The 16,349-nt window shown below is 39.5% G+C and carries 20 protein-coding genes; 7 read left to right on the top strand and 13 right to left on the bottom strand.

All coding sequences use genetic code 11. From position 1 onward, the window contains the following. Positions 1–267 precede the first annotated feature (267 nt). Positions 268–495: a hypothetical protein gene (locus tag K5Q92_RS21890; RefSeq protein ID WP_220770971.1), complete on the bottom strand. Its 228-nt coding sequence runs from the start codon at positions 493–495 to the stop codon at positions 268–270. Positions 496–810: 315 nt separating this feature from the next. On the opposite strand from K5Q92_RS21890, the gene K5Q92_RS21895 reads away from it, so the two are divergent. From K5Q92_RS21895 to K5Q92_RS21915, 5 genes are all read left to right on the top strand, one after another. Further along, entirely contained in the window at positions 811–1,524 is a 714-nt protein-coding gene (locus tag K5Q92_RS21895; RefSeq protein ID WP_220770972.1) for a hypothetical protein, read from the top strand. A 6-nt stretch (positions 1,525–1,530) separates the two neighbouring features. Then, positions 1,531–1,917, top strand: coding sequence for a hypothetical protein (locus K5Q92_RS21900; protein WP_220770973.1), 387 nt, complete (start codon positions 1,531–1,533; stop codon positions 1,915–1,917). A 34-nt stretch (positions 1,918–1,951) separates the two neighbouring features. Next, positions 1,952–2,458: a hypothetical protein gene (locus K5Q92_RS21905; RefSeq protein WP_220770974.1), complete on the top strand. Its 507-nt coding sequence runs from the start codon at positions 1,952–1,954 to the stop codon at positions 2,456–2,458. An 11-nt stretch (positions 2,459–2,469) separates the two neighbouring features. Further along, positions 2,470–2,817, top strand: coding sequence for a hypothetical protein (locus K5Q92_RS21910; RefSeq protein ID WP_220770975.1), 348 nt, complete (start codon positions 2,470–2,472; stop codon positions 2,815–2,817). A gap of 346 nt (positions 2,818–3,163) precedes the next feature. After that, on the top strand, positions 3,164–3,778 hold the full coding sequence (locus K5Q92_RS21915; protein ID WP_220770976.1) for a lecithin retinol acyltransferase family protein: 615 nt from the start codon (positions 3,164–3,166) through the stop codon (positions 3,776–3,778). 72 nt (positions 3,779–3,850) lie between these two features. Here K5Q92_RS21915 and K5Q92_RS21920 read toward each other — a convergent pair whose 3' ends face one another. The 11 genes from K5Q92_RS21920 to K5Q92_RS21970 form a co-directional block, all read right to left on the bottom strand. Further along, entirely contained in the window at positions 3,851–4,552 is a 702-nt protein-coding gene (locus tag K5Q92_RS21920) for a DUF4400 domain-containing protein (RefSeq protein ID WP_220770977.1), read from the bottom strand. Then, on the bottom strand, positions 4,552–6,594 hold the full coding sequence (gene traD, locus K5Q92_RS21925; protein WP_220770978.1) for a type IV conjugative transfer system coupling protein TraD: 2,043 nt from the start codon (positions 6,592–6,594) through the stop codon (positions 4,552–4,554). The genes K5Q92_RS21920 and traD overlap by 1 nt, the downstream gene beginning before the upstream one ends. Before the next feature lie 15 nt (positions 6,595–6,609). Continuing rightward, positions 6,610–7,161, bottom strand: coding sequence for a PFL_4695 family integrating conjugative element protein (locus K5Q92_RS21930; protein WP_220770979.1), 552 nt, complete (start codon positions 7,159–7,161; stop codon positions 6,610–6,612). Beyond that, the gene (locus K5Q92_RS21935) at positions 7,146–7,694 is read right to left on the bottom strand and encodes a transglycosylase SLT domain-containing protein (RefSeq protein ID WP_220770980.1); all 549 of its coding nucleotides are present in this window, start codon (positions 7,692–7,694) and stop codon (positions 7,146–7,148) included. Before K5Q92_RS21935 ends, K5Q92_RS21930 begins: the two co-directional genes overlap by 16 nt. Further along, positions 7,687–8,493, bottom strand: coding sequence for a hypothetical protein (locus K5Q92_RS21940; protein ID WP_220770981.1), 807 nt, complete (start codon positions 8,491–8,493; stop codon positions 7,687–7,689). The genes K5Q92_RS21935 and K5Q92_RS21940 overlap by 8 nt, the downstream gene beginning before the upstream one ends. A gap of 210 nt (positions 8,494–8,703) precedes the next feature. After that, the gene (locus K5Q92_RS21945; protein ID WP_220770982.1) at positions 8,704–9,579 is read right to left on the bottom strand and encodes a hypothetical protein; all 876 of its coding nucleotides are present in this window, start codon (positions 9,577–9,579) and stop codon (positions 8,704–8,706) included. Further along, positions 9,576–10,052 (bottom strand): hypothetical protein, encoded by a 477-nt coding sequence (locus K5Q92_RS21950; protein ID WP_220770983.1) that lies wholly within the window; start codon positions 10,050–10,052, stop codon positions 9,576–9,578. The genes K5Q92_RS21945 and K5Q92_RS21950 overlap by 4 nt, the downstream gene beginning before the upstream one ends. 399 nt (positions 10,053–10,451) lie before the next feature. Next, entirely contained in the window at positions 10,452–11,255 is an 804-nt protein-coding gene (locus K5Q92_RS21955) for a PFL_4669 family integrating conjugative element protein (protein WP_220770984.1), read from the bottom strand. A 9-nt stretch (positions 11,256–11,264) separates the two neighbouring features. Then, the gene (locus K5Q92_RS21960) at positions 11,265–12,140 is read right to left on the bottom strand and encodes a hypothetical protein (protein WP_220770985.1); all 876 of its coding nucleotides are present in this window, start codon (positions 12,138–12,140) and stop codon (positions 11,265–11,267) included. Beyond that, positions 12,140–12,880 carry a hypothetical protein gene (locus K5Q92_RS21965; protein ID WP_220770986.1) on the bottom strand — a complete coding sequence of 247 codons (741 nt, stop codon included), beginning with the start codon at positions 12,878–12,880 and terminating at the stop codon, positions 12,140–12,142. The genes K5Q92_RS21960 and K5Q92_RS21965 overlap by 1 nt, the downstream gene beginning before the upstream one ends. Positions 12,881–13,066: 186 nt before the next feature. Continuing rightward, positions 13,067–13,720, bottom strand: coding sequence for a hypothetical protein (locus K5Q92_RS21970; protein ID WP_220770987.1), 654 nt, complete (start codon positions 13,718–13,720; stop codon positions 13,067–13,069). Positions 13,721–13,878: 158 nt separating this feature from the next. On the opposite strand from K5Q92_RS21970, the gene K5Q92_RS21975 reads away from it, so the two are divergent. Beyond that, entirely contained in the window at positions 13,879–14,280 is a 402-nt protein-coding gene (locus K5Q92_RS21975; protein ID WP_220770988.1) for a hypothetical protein, read from the top strand. Further along, a complete protein-coding gene (gene mobH / locus K5Q92_RS21980) occupies positions 14,267–15,913 on the top strand; it encodes a MobH family relaxase (RefSeq protein ID WP_220770989.1) in 1,647 nt (548 codons plus the stop codon). Before K5Q92_RS21975 ends, mobH begins: the two co-directional genes overlap by 14 nt. On the opposite strand, the gene K5Q92_RS21985 is transcribed toward mobH, so the two are convergent. Further along, on the bottom strand, positions 15,843–16,349 hold a 507-nt coding region (locus K5Q92_RS21985), incomplete at its 5' end, for a hypothetical protein (RefSeq protein ID WP_220770990.1). The two genes, mobH and K5Q92_RS21985, sit on opposite strands and share 71 nt — an antisense overlap.

Below are 16,349 nucleotides of genomic sequence, written 5' to 3' on the forward strand. Positions count from 1 at the left end.
ATAGAAATGTCGATCCAACTTCTATAGAAGATCAGATCTTCTATAATAGAAATAGCGATCTGCTTTTTTAACCAATATCCATTACTTTCAGACAGTTAAGTGCCACTTTTCAGTCCCTAACCGTTTTACCTTATATTTAACCATTCTTTAGCCCGATCTAACGTAGCCTTTATTAAAGATCTAAGTAATAGATAAATTATAAAAAATCTTTTTAGATAGCTTAGAAAAGAAAAAATAGGTGCTGCATCAGATCAAGACTCACCTTACTCAATTGCTTTCAGTAATACTCGACATCGCAATGGCACTCTTGGCAAAGCTGATAGAACTTTGACCCATTTCGCCATATTCCCAAACGAGCAGTTCATGTTCAAGTAATTTGAAATATGGATAGCCCTCAGATGATGTATTGATTAAATAATCACTACCAGCCAATTTGACTTGCTTATAGCTACCATGAACAACTTTATCAGAATGAATATGGTGTTCTTCAGACAATATAGCCCCTTGTGTTCCCCTAAACAGCCGTATGAGGACATTTCGTTGGCTTGAGTCATCGTAACTCCATATTCCTACTAGCGTTAAGCTACGCTCTTTCTGGAAAGCAACAGAAACCACTACAATTAATACAATTCCAACAAAAAAACTCAATGGTTTAATCATGTGTGTCTCGCTTTGCTTAGTGAGCACATAACTTATCAATCAACCAGAATTAACAGTTGATTAATAGGTTAACCAGGCTAGCGCTTTAACCAAGCGTGAATTTCGACTTTTAGTATCGTAAATGGCATCTAACTCTAATTAGGAATTGCCATGCGTATTGAAAGTCTTGCCAAAAAGAGTGCAATAGAGCTTCTTTTTGAAACTGAAGATCTACATTTGCTCGATAAGGTTTCAATCTATGACACGGTGATTGAAACGTCACAGCTCTGCTATCAAGGCTCATGCCTACAACTTAGCCATCATCTTGACTCGGTTGATACTCCCCAAGCCATTGCATTGCTCAAAGCTACATACTCCAAGTCAATCGAGACACTGTATGAAGCAAGGTTATGCAGCGAAATGCAAGTTGCTGCAAATGAACCGGAGACAGGTGGCGTTGAAGACAAAATATTAGTCCTCAATGAGCTTACAGCATTGGGATGGACTCTCGATGGTATTACTGAGTTGATGCAGCCAATTGAGGCTGAGATACAGCAAATAAATAAGCTGTACCAGTTTAATGCTCAATCTAATCCGTCTGCCAAATCTAGGCTATGTCGCCTCACCAGCAAACATTCTGAGTACGCCAAAATTAAGGTTCAACTCAAACAGGGCCTATTGGAATACTCCTCTCAACTACGTGCACAAATTTCTAAATTCGGTAGCTCGATTGAGATATGTAACGACACGGTTTTGTCCTGTGTGAACAAGTCTCAGTCTGTTACTGAAGCAGCCCAAGATTTAATGAAAAACAACAACCTCATGTTACCCCACGTCTTTAGTGGTTCTGAATTACCACCCGTAACTCGCACTTCACAGGAGTAATACCCCATGGATATTGATTCTCTAAATACCGTATTAGTTACAGACTTATTTGGTACTCAGCATTTAGCGCTGAAAATGGATTTGCTCAACTGCAATCGCGATAGCATTAGAACGCAGCAAAGAGATACCAAGCAGTTCGGTACTATCCATCGCAACAACATAATCAATAAAGACACTATCGGCTTTCAGATTGTTGACCGTTTTTCGAATCAAATGGCTCACGATAGCAAAGTGGTAATAACTCAATGTGAAGAAATGAATTTACTGTTAGCTAAATCAATGCTTGATGACGTAGACGCATGTTGGGACGTTATTCAAGTTAAAGCCGGTGATGTTAAAAACCCAGTTTATATCCCCAGTATCGCTCCAAGCGTAAATCGCAACTTTGAGTAAAGTGCCATCAACTTTACTGCAATGGAGCAACACTATGTCTGATTTTGATATTACCTTTATTGATAAAAATTTTGCTGGCTGGGTTATTTCTGATGATTTAACTGATGGAATCGAGAACTGCCATTTAATTTATGTTTGTGATTTCCGCACCAATGATCATCAATTAATTGGCATCCGTAAAGCTGACTTTGATACCTACAACTTGAGTTACCCAATTGAATCATTTTGCAGCTCTGTTTGTGAATTAACCCCTCGTTCTATTCAGAGTATGTTGACCCCACATGAGCAAATGGTTTTCCACAGTGCGTTGGTAGGTTATATCAAGCTTACTCAGACTTATTCAGTTTGGCGTCAATCAGCCCAAGAGAATGACACGTTACACGCAATTCTGAATATCTATCCAAGTACGAATGGTCAAAGCCCATTGCTTAGGCCTGTTATGACTAGCTCAGACGAGTTAATTATGACAGTCGATCACATTAAAGAAATTTCTGACGAAGTTCGTGGGATTGATATGCAAAATCACCCTGAGTGGTTCTAAGGACTAAAACTATGACGCTAACATGTGAGACTAACCCATACCCCGCTCTCTTTACCAAGCTTCATACAGGGCTGATTAAGCCAAGCTCTGTTATAGGTAAAGGGGTCAAAAATCCAAAAGCTATTGCTGGTGGATGGATACTGCTTCAAATTCATCAAGCACAAACGCCAAACTCCGGTGTGATAAAAATTGTCACGGCCTACAACGGTAAAGGCTTTGCTAATACCAAAATGGTGTACCGCTCAAAAATTTGGAAACGACTTGTTGAGGACGGCTTTAAGCCAAAAGCGATCACAATCAATAATCAACTCGTAATAGCTTGTCATAATCCCCAACCTAACTTTGATACGGAGGCATGATGCAAAAGTCTGTGAACGAAATTAAGGCCAGAAGAAGACAGTACTTGTTCGGCCTTGTGTTTTTGATTGCATCTGCATTTAGTGGGTATTTTCTCATTAACGATATGTTTGTTGCAGCGGTTTCGTCAGTGCTTGCTCCATTTATTTTAATAGCTGCAATATATCTAGGTGCAATATATCAATACTCTCAAAAAGATGAATAGCTCAGATTAGAAATCATTAGGGTTTCAGCCATCGCTGAGACCCTTTTTTATTGCCCGTAACTCCACCATAATTGTGACCGATACAGCTAGACAGCGTATTGAGGTAAATAGATAATCTAGAAAAATTTTTAAATGGATTTAGAATGACTTCAAACAAAACTAAAAAACGTCAAGTTCGACTGAATGCAATCGGTGAAGATTGTTCCCCTAAAGTACCTGAACCTCTAGATGACTACTCTGTTTTTAAAGACACTATACCAATGAGTCGTTACGACAGAGCTACCGACCATCTAGATCACTTGGTTGCAGCGAAAAAACATTCCTACCCTCCGTTTCAAATTACTTTTGAACCAGGTGATCACATCGTTTGCAATCTTCCCTACGTTAGAGGTCTTTATGAACATCATGGCATCTATGCTGGTGATGGCATGGCTATTCACTTGAAAAGAACGGGATACATAGTGGAGACAAACTTAGAAGATTTTTGTGATGGCTATGAAATTCGAAAATATAAACCCACTTTATTCAAACCCAAGAATTTCCCAATAAGGTCTGGTCAAGAAATTGTTGATTTTGCCCGAACTCGCCTAGGTTATAATGGCTACTGTCTTAGGAGTAATAATTGCGAGCATTTTGTGATGTTTTCGATTACAGGCAAGAAAGTATCATGGCAAGTAAACAACAGCGTGAATTTCTTAAAATCTATTCCGGGGCTTTCGGATCTTGCCCTTATTTATGACCCAAATCGCAATAGGTAATACAGTAAGCCAAATTACTAAAAAAGCGGCAAATTAATTGCCGCTTTTTCGGTTTCTACTAAAGTGATTCTCTTACCAGTACTTTGTGATCCTAAATATCTGAGTTCTTACCATATAACCATAGAGCAAGGTTAGTGGGATAAGGATTATCGCTGGATGCAATGATATTGGCAGAATTAGGAAGATAAACCATGTGCCAACAAAGGTAGGCCACACTAACGATTTCGCTAAGCGGTATTTACGGCCTGAGTCAGTCCCCGCTTTGAATTTCCTTAAGTCTCGCAACACAAGTCCATCTACTATCACAAGTAAGGTCGTGAGCACCACAATAGGCATAAATAGGATCACCACTGAGAGCTTAACGATATAAGTCAGAATGATGAATATCGCTGCCGCTAGATAAACCCTTATAAAGTCGCCAAAGCTATTAATGACAGATACAACACCATTGCTTACATCGTTCTCTTGCAGCGCTAAAGCGAGACTCTGCAGGTTAATGTGCTTGTTAAACCATTCAAGTACCATGTACCCATATTGGTTATCTACGTTTGTGCTAAACCAAGACACACTGTAGATGAAGCCATTAAGCGCGTGAGTTTCTGCTTCATCTCGCCAAAACAGAGTGATTCCCGCCCACTCAATAATGACCGCGATGATTATGCCAAAGATTGTCACCATGATTACTTGAGTAATAAAGACAAAAGGGTTTAGGAGTGACTGTGATCGTCTAGGTTTGTCTTTGTTCTTTACGCGTTCGTCGTCATCATCTATCACTATGCAGCCTCCTTTTCCCACCAGCTTTCACTGGTTTTGTATTTCTTTCGCATATCCTCAGCCATGCTAAGTAAACTACTTGAAAGTGATACCTCTTCTGGATCGTGAATGTATGGGATACGGATTTTCTTAAGCTTGCCTCCATCCACTAACGCAAATGCGTGACCTTTTGGCAGGTTAATGACCATATCAGGAGTAATCATCGGTGTAGTGATACTCTCCACTTGGTCAGAAGCCATCGCTCTAAATTCATCAATACTGTCTGAAGTCGGCATATCGGATGAATTACCAGATGGTGTTGTCCTGTATACGGTAGTCTCGGGTAACTGGCTCGTTAGTAGTTCAGCAGTTTGAACGCTTTTAACCCTAAACATAATGATGTTGTTGAAGTTGCCAATTAAGACTTGGGCTTTAGCGGCACTACCGATACCAGATTCAATGTCGGCCTCTGTCTGCGTGTAACAAGTCATTCTTACACCAGCGCCACCAGCTTTGTTTAATAGCGGCTGAAATTCATCTCCAACTAAATCTGAGAACTCGTCAGCATGACCGTAAATAGTAGGCATTTTTAAATGGGTTGAGTCAGACAAACCAGCCTCGATGCCATGTTTGTAAACATAACCAGCAGCAGAGACAAAATCACTAAAGCTTGAGTTACCAAAGACTTTAGCTACTTCATTGTTGGATAGCGCATCAAGCCCTACATACACAACGGCATTTTTTCTAAATACCTTTTCCCAACTGAGGATCGGTCTGTTGTCTTCAGTGTCTGTATAGTCAGGAGATAAAATCTCTTGTAGGCGACCTGAGGTTAGTTTCTCTAACAATGGCAGAGCACTGGCTGTTAGCTTGTCGTAGTGACTACGGCTATATCGTATGGCTGAGACTAAACCATCAAGCGTTTGGTCGAATATTTGGTTCTTCTCGATATAGAGGTATAACGCTGCAGTATGCTTAGAACGACCCTCTAATTTTCTTTCAATGTTCTTGGTGTTAGTCTCGATTCGATACACTTCTTCTTGCCAGCCAATGTACTCAGCTTTTGAGCTTAAGTAGTATTCACAGTATCGATTGAAAAGTGGATCAAGGTTACTGATTGCCTCACAGATTTTTTCGTAATTTGGCCTTTCGCCTAAATTGACCATTGCTTGAGATGCAATGTTTACAAATCGCCAAGTAAATTCTTTAAACGCTGCAGAGTTGCCCTCGCCCGGTGTTCCCGATGCTACGCGAGTCGCAATCTCAGATACACGCTGGAAACTGCCAAGGCTGTTATAGCGTACTGATAAGTCGGGATAGCCAAGGTGCAACATATAGAATGTTCTTCCATGACGTTTTGCCTCAGTAGCCGTTCTCAGCATAAGCTCCGCATCGCCTTTTGGATCCCATACAATTACAGGCCCATCGCCACGCGCTATATCTTGCGATATTAAATAGCGTGCAAATACGGTTTTACCTACTCGCGTAGTTCCTGGCACTAGTGTATGTCCATTGGTTTCATCAAGACTCATTGAAATATCGCACTCGTCCATTTCGACACCATGAATATGAGGTTGTCCCATTAAAGCTGATGGCGGTCTAACCGGATTGAGACTCGAATCAATGCGAGTCAAAGCGATAATCTGTTGAGCCCAGCTAGTAGTCTCATACTTTTCTTCAAAGCGTCTAACCCATTTTTTAAACTTATTGGGTGTGATGTATTTTCTACCCTCGACCGTCATTAAATCCGCAATTCGTTGAGTATGCTTAGGTGTCCAGTCAAAGCCTCTACCTAATAGGCGTCTTTTAGGGCTACATGGAACGTCCTTACTAGCCATTTGATAAACCGGTGCATGGTTCAAGTGCTTATGGTAATCGAGTAACTTCTTTGCTTGGATAGCGCGATATATCCCACCTAAACAAAAGGCACCAGCAAAGGGTAACGAAACTGACTGAGGTAACAGCGGGTAGTTGAACATGATAATGGCGGCGCCAACACAAGCTGCCGTTGTGGTTAATTCTACTGGAGGTCTAAGAAGAGCCTCATTTGGTCCTTGTGACATAAACTTAAACTCCTTTTATTGAATAATACCTTTGGGCGTAATTAATACCGGATAAACATTTATCGAAAACTCAGTAGTTATGAAGTCGGCATTTGTTGGGTAAATGGTTAGATCGGGATACTGCTTTCGGATAGCTATGTATCTCTCTAAGCTATCCACTTTGGTGATCAGTCCAACAGCTCCCATTTTCTTAAAAAAGTCTTTGTTCAGGTTTAGCCATTGCAAGCTGTACTTGTCATCACCAAACACGAACAAAGGGCTAACTTCTGGTCTATCGTGCTTGATGTGTGACTTGCTCCATCTCTGAGCCGAAAGGTGTCTTGGAGTGATAGGGAATTGACCTTTGAGCATTTGCTTGGCCATAGTCTTATCGACGTTGATTATGCTCTGCGTTAATTCTTCCGTTTTAATTGGATCTATTTCACTACTGTTGATTGAACGCCTAATTGAAGAAAGATCTGCATGATGCTTTAAAGGAACGGTTCTACCAGTATCGTAAATGACCACCAGCTCGGCATTTGCGCTAGTGGCCATTAAGACTAAGGGGATTATTAGTAGTCGCAACATAATGGGTTCACCTCCGAGCAACAAATTTGCTTCACTGCTTGGCGGTAATTCGATGCGCGAGTTTTATTGCTTGGGGAATGATATTTACCTACAGCTTTCCAAACATCACCCTCGTTTTTATCAATTAACTCTCTTAGGTATGTTGCACCAGCTGTTGCACTGGTAACTGGATTAGTTGCTTCCCAAAGGGAGGTATAACGATGGTTATGCCAACGCCAGTTCGTTTGAACCAACCCCATATCAAAATTACGATCACCATCTTTGACTAACTCTTTTAAATAGTTGTACATCGAGTCTCTATCTTTGAAGTACAAAGCTGTACCTCGATGATTGACAGCCCAAGGCCAAGGAATAGCTCTATTTTTGTTAGTAGCTACACGTGACTCTCTAATTGCTATCGAATAAAACACATCAGATGGCACACCAACATCATTAGCAATGCTTACGAAACCACTTGGAATTTTTGATAGGTTAGCGTTTGCAAAAAAGCTGGTGGACGCAAACAAAATAGTAATCAAAGTGACTTTATTCATAGCTCAATCCCTCCTGTCCTGAGCGTGTCTGTATGATCCCAATAGGTAATTGCTTATTTGGTACTCTTAGCTGGTTGTAGTTACCCATATCGTGTTGGATAGTTATTGTTCCTGATATTACTCGCCCCTCAGGAATGCTTAGGTCATTAGCCAATTGTTGAATAACTGAATCACTCTCAGCATTAAGAAAATAAATATCTAACTGATTGGTGCTGCCGCTTGAATTGATAGTGCGCTTTGCATAAGTTTTGCAACTCACATTGCAGTTAGCCGCATCAACAAATAAAACTGTCCTACTCGATTGGAAGCTGGCTAACATTGTCTGAAAACCTTTTTGATCACCGTTCATGATTTCTCGATAGCTTTTCCCTGCAAACGAGTTGGGGAACATCTTAGTGACTAACTCATTCTTAAAATCATCAAATGCTATTTCTTTTATTTCACGCTCTTTCTCAAGTTCTATCCACTTAGTTGCGTACTTTAGTTGCTCATTGACGTTTCTAGCTTCAATGCCAAGTAGGGTAATAGGATCGATGTTAGGCGACCAAAACTTGCGAGGCGTATACTCGACAAGATATTTATATCGCTTCATTTCTTTAACTGAGAGTTTGTAACTCTTGGCGATTGCGATGTCTTCTTGTGTAAGTTGTATAGTCGTTTCAGTTATTGCTTGAGCTTGGTTTTGCCCAAGTTCATAACTATCAACTTGAACATTGGCTTGATTGGTTTTTGAATGACTAACGGTTGGCATAAACGATACCAAGATTGTAACCATCACTAATGAGTTTTTAATAAGCATATAGAACCTCTTGGCGTGTAGATTTTTATTGCTCGGCCATCTCTAGTTCCATAACTAAGGTTGGCTTGAATGCTCCCCATTTGGCGTAGCTGTGCTATTGAACAATATGGAGTGCTGGTGGCCGCAACTTCTTCAAATTGGAATGACGAACAGCCAGTAAGTGAAAGGGTTATTGCTAAGGTGGCTGGGAGAATAAGTGATTGCATATTGCTACCCCTCAACCAATTTCAGGTAGACCAACTTATCTTTGTTAGTTAACTCTACTAATGACTTATTTCGTTCAATATTTGTTATGCGCCACTTGCCAATTTTCTCGCCGATCATTCTTTTTAATAGCTCACCTTTGTTATCGGTAAATACAGCGACTCTGTATTTTGCATAAAGGTCAATTGACACTAGTTCTAGGCCGTCAATGGAGTAAACATTTTCCGATAATTCAATGGTAGGCTTCTTGGCTGGTGGTTGTGCTTCGTTAGCTGTCGTTCGTGCTGCTCGAAGTTGTCTTTGGACGCTAGACTTAAACTGTTTGAAATCGGATTGCAGCTCATTAACTAATGCAGATTGATTGATGTACTCGCCACTTGAGTTAATCTGTTTAGAATCCAGCTCAGCTTGTTTGTTATTGATTTTAGCCAGCTCAGCACTGTGAACTCTAGATTGATTTTGAAAGTCGTTGAGTCGATTACTTAGTGCATTTAAACCTAGCTTGTTTTCTTCTGACAACGTGGAGTTTTCATTGACAGTATTCAGCATTTCTAGGTTGCTTTGTAATCTCTCCTTACTACCATTAGCTATACTCTTTTGCAGCGATGTTAGTTCTAAGTAGAGATAACCTAAACCAGTCAAATTGCCACCTATCAAAGCAGTGATTGCAGTGGCCAAAAATATTTTTTTCACTGGTAGGTTTAAAGACCTACGAGTCTTTGGTGTATTTGTCTTAGTTGTATCTTCTTTAGAAGCCCTCTCTGTATCAGTCTGAGGTTTAGCTGTAACAAAGTCCTCTCCTTTGTCTAACGCATCCAGAGCTGCAGAATTGAATATATCGTCTGAAGATTGTTGCTGGTGGTCTTCTTTTTCTGTGCTCATTTAGATACTCCCATTTGGACATTGGTTTCTGCGGTGGAATATTCGATAGATGGAATAAATGAAACTTCGCGTTTAATTGGATCCACTAACATCAAAAATGCACTTCCGGCTAAAATTTGCAGAACACTTTCCAATGTTTGCTGATTAAACTCTCTATGAGTTTTTGGTAACTCAAGGTCGTACATAATTCGAGTAATTGAACTTGTTTTGGTAGGACTAAGCAGTGTGTAACCAGATTCGTTCAGTGCGTAGTTCAAGGCCTGGCTTATGCGAATAATCTGTGCAGGGTACTTGATTGATATAACGGTCTTTAGAGGATTCGCTTGCTCAACATTTTTATCAACGTAGGTGTTTGTGTAACGCGATAACTTTTTTATCTCTCGCGGTTCCACTGATACGTCTTGTGCGCAGACTGTCGATGAACACAGCAAAGCAGTAAGCGCAATCGGAATTTGTTTTCTGGTAATTTTCATCGCATTAGCCCCTATGAATATTTAGGCCAATTATTCCATAGCGACTTTTAAGGAGAGGGTTTATTAGGGCGTAGGCAAAACCAATAAAAAAGGCTTACCGAAGTAAGCCTTTTTTAAATCAAATTGAATAGCGTATAGAGTTGGGTAAGTCTGCACCTTTAAATACCCTTAAGTGCCTAATGGCTCGCTAGCGCGAACAAAAACCGATTATCATTACTGGGTAATCGAACAGTTTATTGATGCCTTACGGCAATAACAGAATAGGATAATTCACCCGTCAATGTCCAACTAAATGTTTAAGCCAAACTTCACCAAAACACCAACCCCCTAACCGCCTCAGAAAACCGCCTCATTATTATCTTTAAAGGTTAAATAAAGGGATTGTTCGCCCGCGAACAATTAGGGCTGGTTCGCCAGATAGTCGCCACTTTGTTCTCCATGTGTACGCGGCATTTCTTGTTGATTAAAATCATTAATCGTTGGTGCGCAGCTCGCTCTTTCTGAGCCGCTTAAAATACCTTCACTGAGATTAATCCAACCAAGTGTAGCTTGCGCTTCTCTAAATTGTTGCGTTTGGTTGATCACATCTTGTCTTGTGACTGACTTTGAGTAGTCAAAACGTTCGATGGCATTAACTATTGAACGGTAGGATTTCGAAGCTTTTTCAATGAGGTTTGAACAATCTTTTGAGCTCAATTCACCAATATGTTTTGCAGAAATATGAATCCTAGCAAAGCTATCTATTGCCATAATAAGCATCACCAACTTGTATGCTAGAGGGCACTTAAAGGTTAGGTTAAATTCGATAGGCTTGATTGATGTACTCTTAGCAAATGAGAAACCGTCAGGGAGTTTTCCATCGATATGAGATTTCATCTTATCTGCTTGGTTCTGAATTTTTAGTGCATATTCTTGAGAGTGTTTTTCAATTAACTTGAACAATTCATCGGCATAAGGGTTATCCATTCTTATTAAGTTTTCTAAGTTGGATAGTTTGGTTGAACTGTATGGTAGGCCGTAAAAACCTCTTGTATTTGTAGCCTTGTTTGGACGCTTACCACGCCACAATTTTAAAGCATGGTAAGTGTGAAGTGTGCAATGCGAAGTCGTTTCTAATTTGCCTACTTTGTCTTCAGTAGCATTGTCGCTAAGGTCGTTGTAGTTAATCTTTTGAGGCTGTTCTAAGTTAAGTTGGTTGTTCATATCTAGCCCTTAAATTTGTATGTCCAGAGCTTTATACATTTCCAGTATAATCTCATGTTCACTTGAAGAAGGGAGCTGGCAGTTTAAGTTTTTAGCAACAAATTGCTTTAATGTTTCTACAGTCACACTCGCTTTTTTGCACACGTATACAATCTTTTCTCTTACATCTACAGTGCAAAAATTTTCCGCAATTTTCTCTATCGAAAGCAGAATTAGCTCAGCCTCTTCCTCTGTATAGTTTACGTTTGGCCGCCCTCTTCTATTCTCAGTGTTGTTATGCAACATCTTAAACTCGGCTTTTGAATATGGGCGCTTCATTAAAGTTTGAAGAGTTACTTTTGCTGCTCGTAATGCAACTAACTTTTCTTCAATTTTACGCTCGTTTTGCTGATACTTAATCTTGGCCAAAACAGCATCCATCGTTTGTTGATTTATATCTACCAGCATTCTATTTGTATCTGAGTTTATGAACGCCAAAGCCGCTGCAATTTGTAGGTATTCGTTTTGAAGAATAAACTTCTGTAGCTTGTCACTCATACGTGTTATACACGGACTGAACTTAGCTAGCCGCTGTAATACTATTGCCTGTCGAATAGCGTCAGGATCCGATATTTCAGGTGCTCGTCTGGACTCGCCCATTAGTTCAAAATATTCGAAAAATAACTCGCATACGTCATCGTTATATTCAAACAATTGAAGATTACGAATAGCTAGTTGATGAACTGCTTTCATTGATTGCATATCGATTGCATTAACACTGCGCATCATCTCACTGTTGTTTTCAGCTAGCTCCCAAAAGACATCAACCGCCAAACAAATTTCAAAGCCAGCTTCGTTGAAAATTTTTGGTGCTTGGATTTGGCTAGATACTCCTTTTTCCAACATTAGAATCTCTCCTTTCTTAGCATTTCAGCTTGTCGTTTTTGCTTAACGATGTTTGAAATATTTTCATAGATTTTTTGCGGTATCCGGGGATCTGCTAACAGCGTTAACAAAGATGCTCTGCATTGATTTTGGTGTAATGGATTGACCCTTTGGTCAATAAAAGCAGTAAAAATATTGCAACTAAAATCAGAGTCATTACAAACGAAATCGATGCTGTAGAAATGGCAAATTGTATCTAGTTCAGCTCTCGTTAATTCATACGGGAGCGCTAATTGGAGAACCGCGCAAAAGAGAGTCATTGATGTTTGGGTATTGTTATGAGGCGGTATTGGTAGAGCTAATTCAGTTTCACTGTGAGGAGCAATTACTATGTCCAACTCTTTAGCTAACGCTTGAATTGATTTATTAAAGGAAGCTACAAATGTTGTAAAACATAGGATTGGTTTGCTTTGAGCAATGTTTGTTTCAATGCGACGCAATGTACTGTTATGGCCAAATTCTTTTGCTTCACGAACCAGTATTCTCAGGTCAGCACGTGATAGGCCTTTTACATGTGAGTGTTGCTCTGCAAGCTGCAAAAATGGAATAAGGGAGCGATATAAGTGGATAGAACTGCGTGCGTAGCTAATCTGTGTTTGTGACTGTATTATCCGAGCAATTTCTGTATTGGTGATCTGCTCACCGTACTCGCCTATAACAGCGTCTACTTCTGCCACTCTAACAAAATGATTCTTTTTCATTGCTACTCGCCTGTTGAAACTGCGTAAAAATAACGTCAGTGATAACAAAATAACTTGAAACGAATATACATCAAGATTGTGCAAATTTGCAACTGTTTGGTAGGCCTAACGCAACATGGCCATAAACTTTAGTTTAAGTTTATGGCCGTAGTTAATAGGTATTGCATGTTGAAATAACGCTAGTGACTAAGCGGCAGAAGTTGATTTTGTTTCGTCTTGAGTTGTGTGTGTTTCATCAAAGGTATCGGTTTCAATATCTGTCTCTTCAACTTTACCTTTGGCCTTTCTATACAGTTCAATAAAGTGCTTTGCGGAGAATGGGCCTTTAGGTATTGGCTTGCCTGAAGCTGTGAAAGTAAACATTGCAACACGAACCTGCGCCAAAATGCTTTTTAAGTTTTTTACTATCTCTACATATACATCACGTTCAATGCTTTCTAGTAGATATGCGCCCTCAACTTTGAACAGCACTTCATCGATATTGATGATCAATTGCGCGAGAGGTTTAACAGTCTTTTCTGTGTAGAAAAAGTTGTAAACCTGTTTTGGTGGAATAACACTATCTGCAATATCTGTATTTTCAATTACGTATTCAATTTGCTTACTGATTTTTTGCAATTTGTGGTTTGCGTCCTCGATAACACCGTTAAACCATAATGCAATATCATCATAAATTTCATCTGTTACGAGTAAGTTTTGTAGTAAAGATATACGGCCAAGAGCACTAAAAATCCCATCGTTGCTACCTGTAAGGTAGTGGTAAATTAAAGATGATTTCAGGTTGAGTGGAATGTTAGTACCTATACTTGATGTTGGGTTTGTAACTTTATGGTTTGCCATTTTTGCTCCTATGCATTTTGCATTGCTTCATCTCCTTCAGTTAAACATGGCGATCAATTTTCTCCTTAAAAAATAGGCATCGTCATTTACCTATTACTCTCACTCTGAATTTATTCTACTGATAATGTTTAGCTATCGAATAATTAGAGGAGTAGTCCATGAACTTCGACAGTGCTGACTTAGATATGAATATTGAGCAATTAGAGCTCGGTAAATACCAAAAACAAATAAAAGATCTTGAGCAAACATACCGAGGAATTGATGAGCATGGATTAGTTGCTACTGAATACTTGCCATGCAATCAATTATTCAGAATATATTTGTTCTCGATTGCATCAGGCGCCAATCCACTCTGTTGTATTGCCGACTGTTTTAAAAAACTTGAGATTCATAGCTTAACATTTGGGTTTGGTAATGTTCGTTGGCAACCAGCGGAGCAGAGTTTTGAAGATTTTATAGTTCTGGCTAATGGACGCACAATTTTAGCTTTTGAAGATAATGAGGCTTCAAGCAAATTTATTGAAATCTGGTTGAGGTCACTTTCTTATGTCTCACGTTAACTCTAACGCAACTGTATTTCTTCCTGTCCAAAGCACTGAGTTCCTATTAGCGCCTTATCGAAGTCAAATAGAGCGTCTTTACCATTTATGCTCTTTGGATAGAAATAGGTTTGAAACCTTGTACATTAAACCAATTGAAATAGTTGCAAGTCTTTGTCAGGCATTTCCCGCTAGTGAAAATCATCATCACTCAGAAGATGGTGGCTTATTTAAACATTCACTTGATGCTGTAGAAAAATCTATGAAATTAAGAGAAGGTGTCACTTGCTTAGCGTATGGTGAAGAAAGATCCCAAGAAGTAATAGAGATTTTTACCTATGCCGTTTCTATGTCGGCTTTATTGCACGATCTAGGCAAGCTTGCATGTGATATAGAAATTGTTGAGCGGGATCGCGCTGGTAAGGTGACTAGCTTTGAGCCTTTACTAAGTTCAACATTAACTGTTGGTAATGAATACGCTTTTAGATACGCCCTCCATCGTCGTCACAATGTCCACGTTTCATATAATGTGGCCTTTTTTACAAAAGTTGTACCTATAACCGGTGTTAGATGGCTGAACAATTACCGAGTAATCAAAGATAATTTATTCCAAGCGTTATCCGGTCGTTTTGAGCAGGCTGGTGAAGTTGGTCAGGTTCTTATGGCTGCAGATAGATTTAGTGTCGCTTCAAATGTTGAAACTAACCAAGCTTCAAATTCCGCAGTTAGTTCTAAAAGTAACAAGCCAACTAAATGCCAAAGTTTTATCTCAAAATTTCGAACTCTTATGGATAAGGAAACTTTTAAAATAAATTGCCCTGGTGCGAATGTTTGGGTTTCAGACTCGCGAATTTATGCTGTTTCTGGTCCTGTAGTCAGTACCGTTAGAGAGCATTTAAAATTTGATGGCATAAAACTCCCTACTCAACTACCGCAAATGTACTCGATGTTACTTGCTGAAAACCATATTATTCCGAATGAAGATAAAGCTATTCACAACATTGTTGTTACTGACGAAGCTGGTGGCAATACTTGGACGCAAAAATTGACCATGTTGGTCTTTGATCGAAGTGTTGTTGACCCTACTAGAAAGCTTGAGGTGTTTGCCGGTTCATTAGTTGTAGCAGATACAGGTGAAGTTGTAGATCAGATAAAAACAATTGAACGACCAGAACAAGCAATTAATGTAAATCAAAAAAATGATGACATTAACCGTAATAATGATGACCACCATACTAACCAGACCACATCAGAAGAAGCGAACAAAGTTGAACCATCTTATGAGGATTTCCAAAAATGGTTAATAGCTGGTTTTAAGGATAAGAAGTTTGAATTTAACCGGCCCGGTGCAGTGTTTCATATTGACTGTGCTAATAGATTAGTTTGTATTACTCCAAGGGTTTTTCAAGAGTTTATGGGCAGCAAAGAATTTGGCAAAATTCAATCTGTAGTTATGAAAGCTAAAGTACTTCACCGTAACGGTTCTGGTGAAAGTTTAATAAAAGTGAAGTTCAGTGGTGATAGAGCTAGTAGCGCTGCAGTAACTTGCATTATCTTCAGCGCTATAGAAACTAAGATGATATTTAACGAAGTGGTGCCCTCAACGAATCACTCGCTGAGAATTGTAGATCTTTTGAGGTCTCCGAAATCTTAGTATCATCATCTAAAAAGAAGAATTGCCAAAAGCTATATGTAGCTGGCAAGTTGTATACTTTCTTTATTTCAGACCATTGTTTTCTGTAATAAACGCTAGGGTTTGAGGGAAGAGATTTCGGTCTTTTCCCCCTGCTGCAAAGTGTTACCCAATCTCTTGAGGTAAAAAGTCCACCAATTCCTCGTGCAATTTTTGCTGCTTCAATTAGGTCTGTGCAAAAGTCATTAGTTTTTTTCAATCCAAAAAAGTTTTTGTTATTTGAAAAGCCAGGGATCTTTGACGGATGCAATGGAGCATCGAACAAGCCTTTAATAACTGCGGCTCGCCATTCTGTTGGCGATTTCAAATTATGGACTTTAACTAGCTCTTTGGCTTCAGATATTGAAATACCATCATAGATATTTCCTGCAATCCCTGCTGCTAAATCAAAAGATGT

Source organism: Shewanella sp. MBTL60-007, from assembly GCF_019654915.1.
Classification (GTDB): Bacteria; Pseudomonadota; Gammaproteobacteria; order Enterobacterales; family Shewanellaceae; genus Shewanella.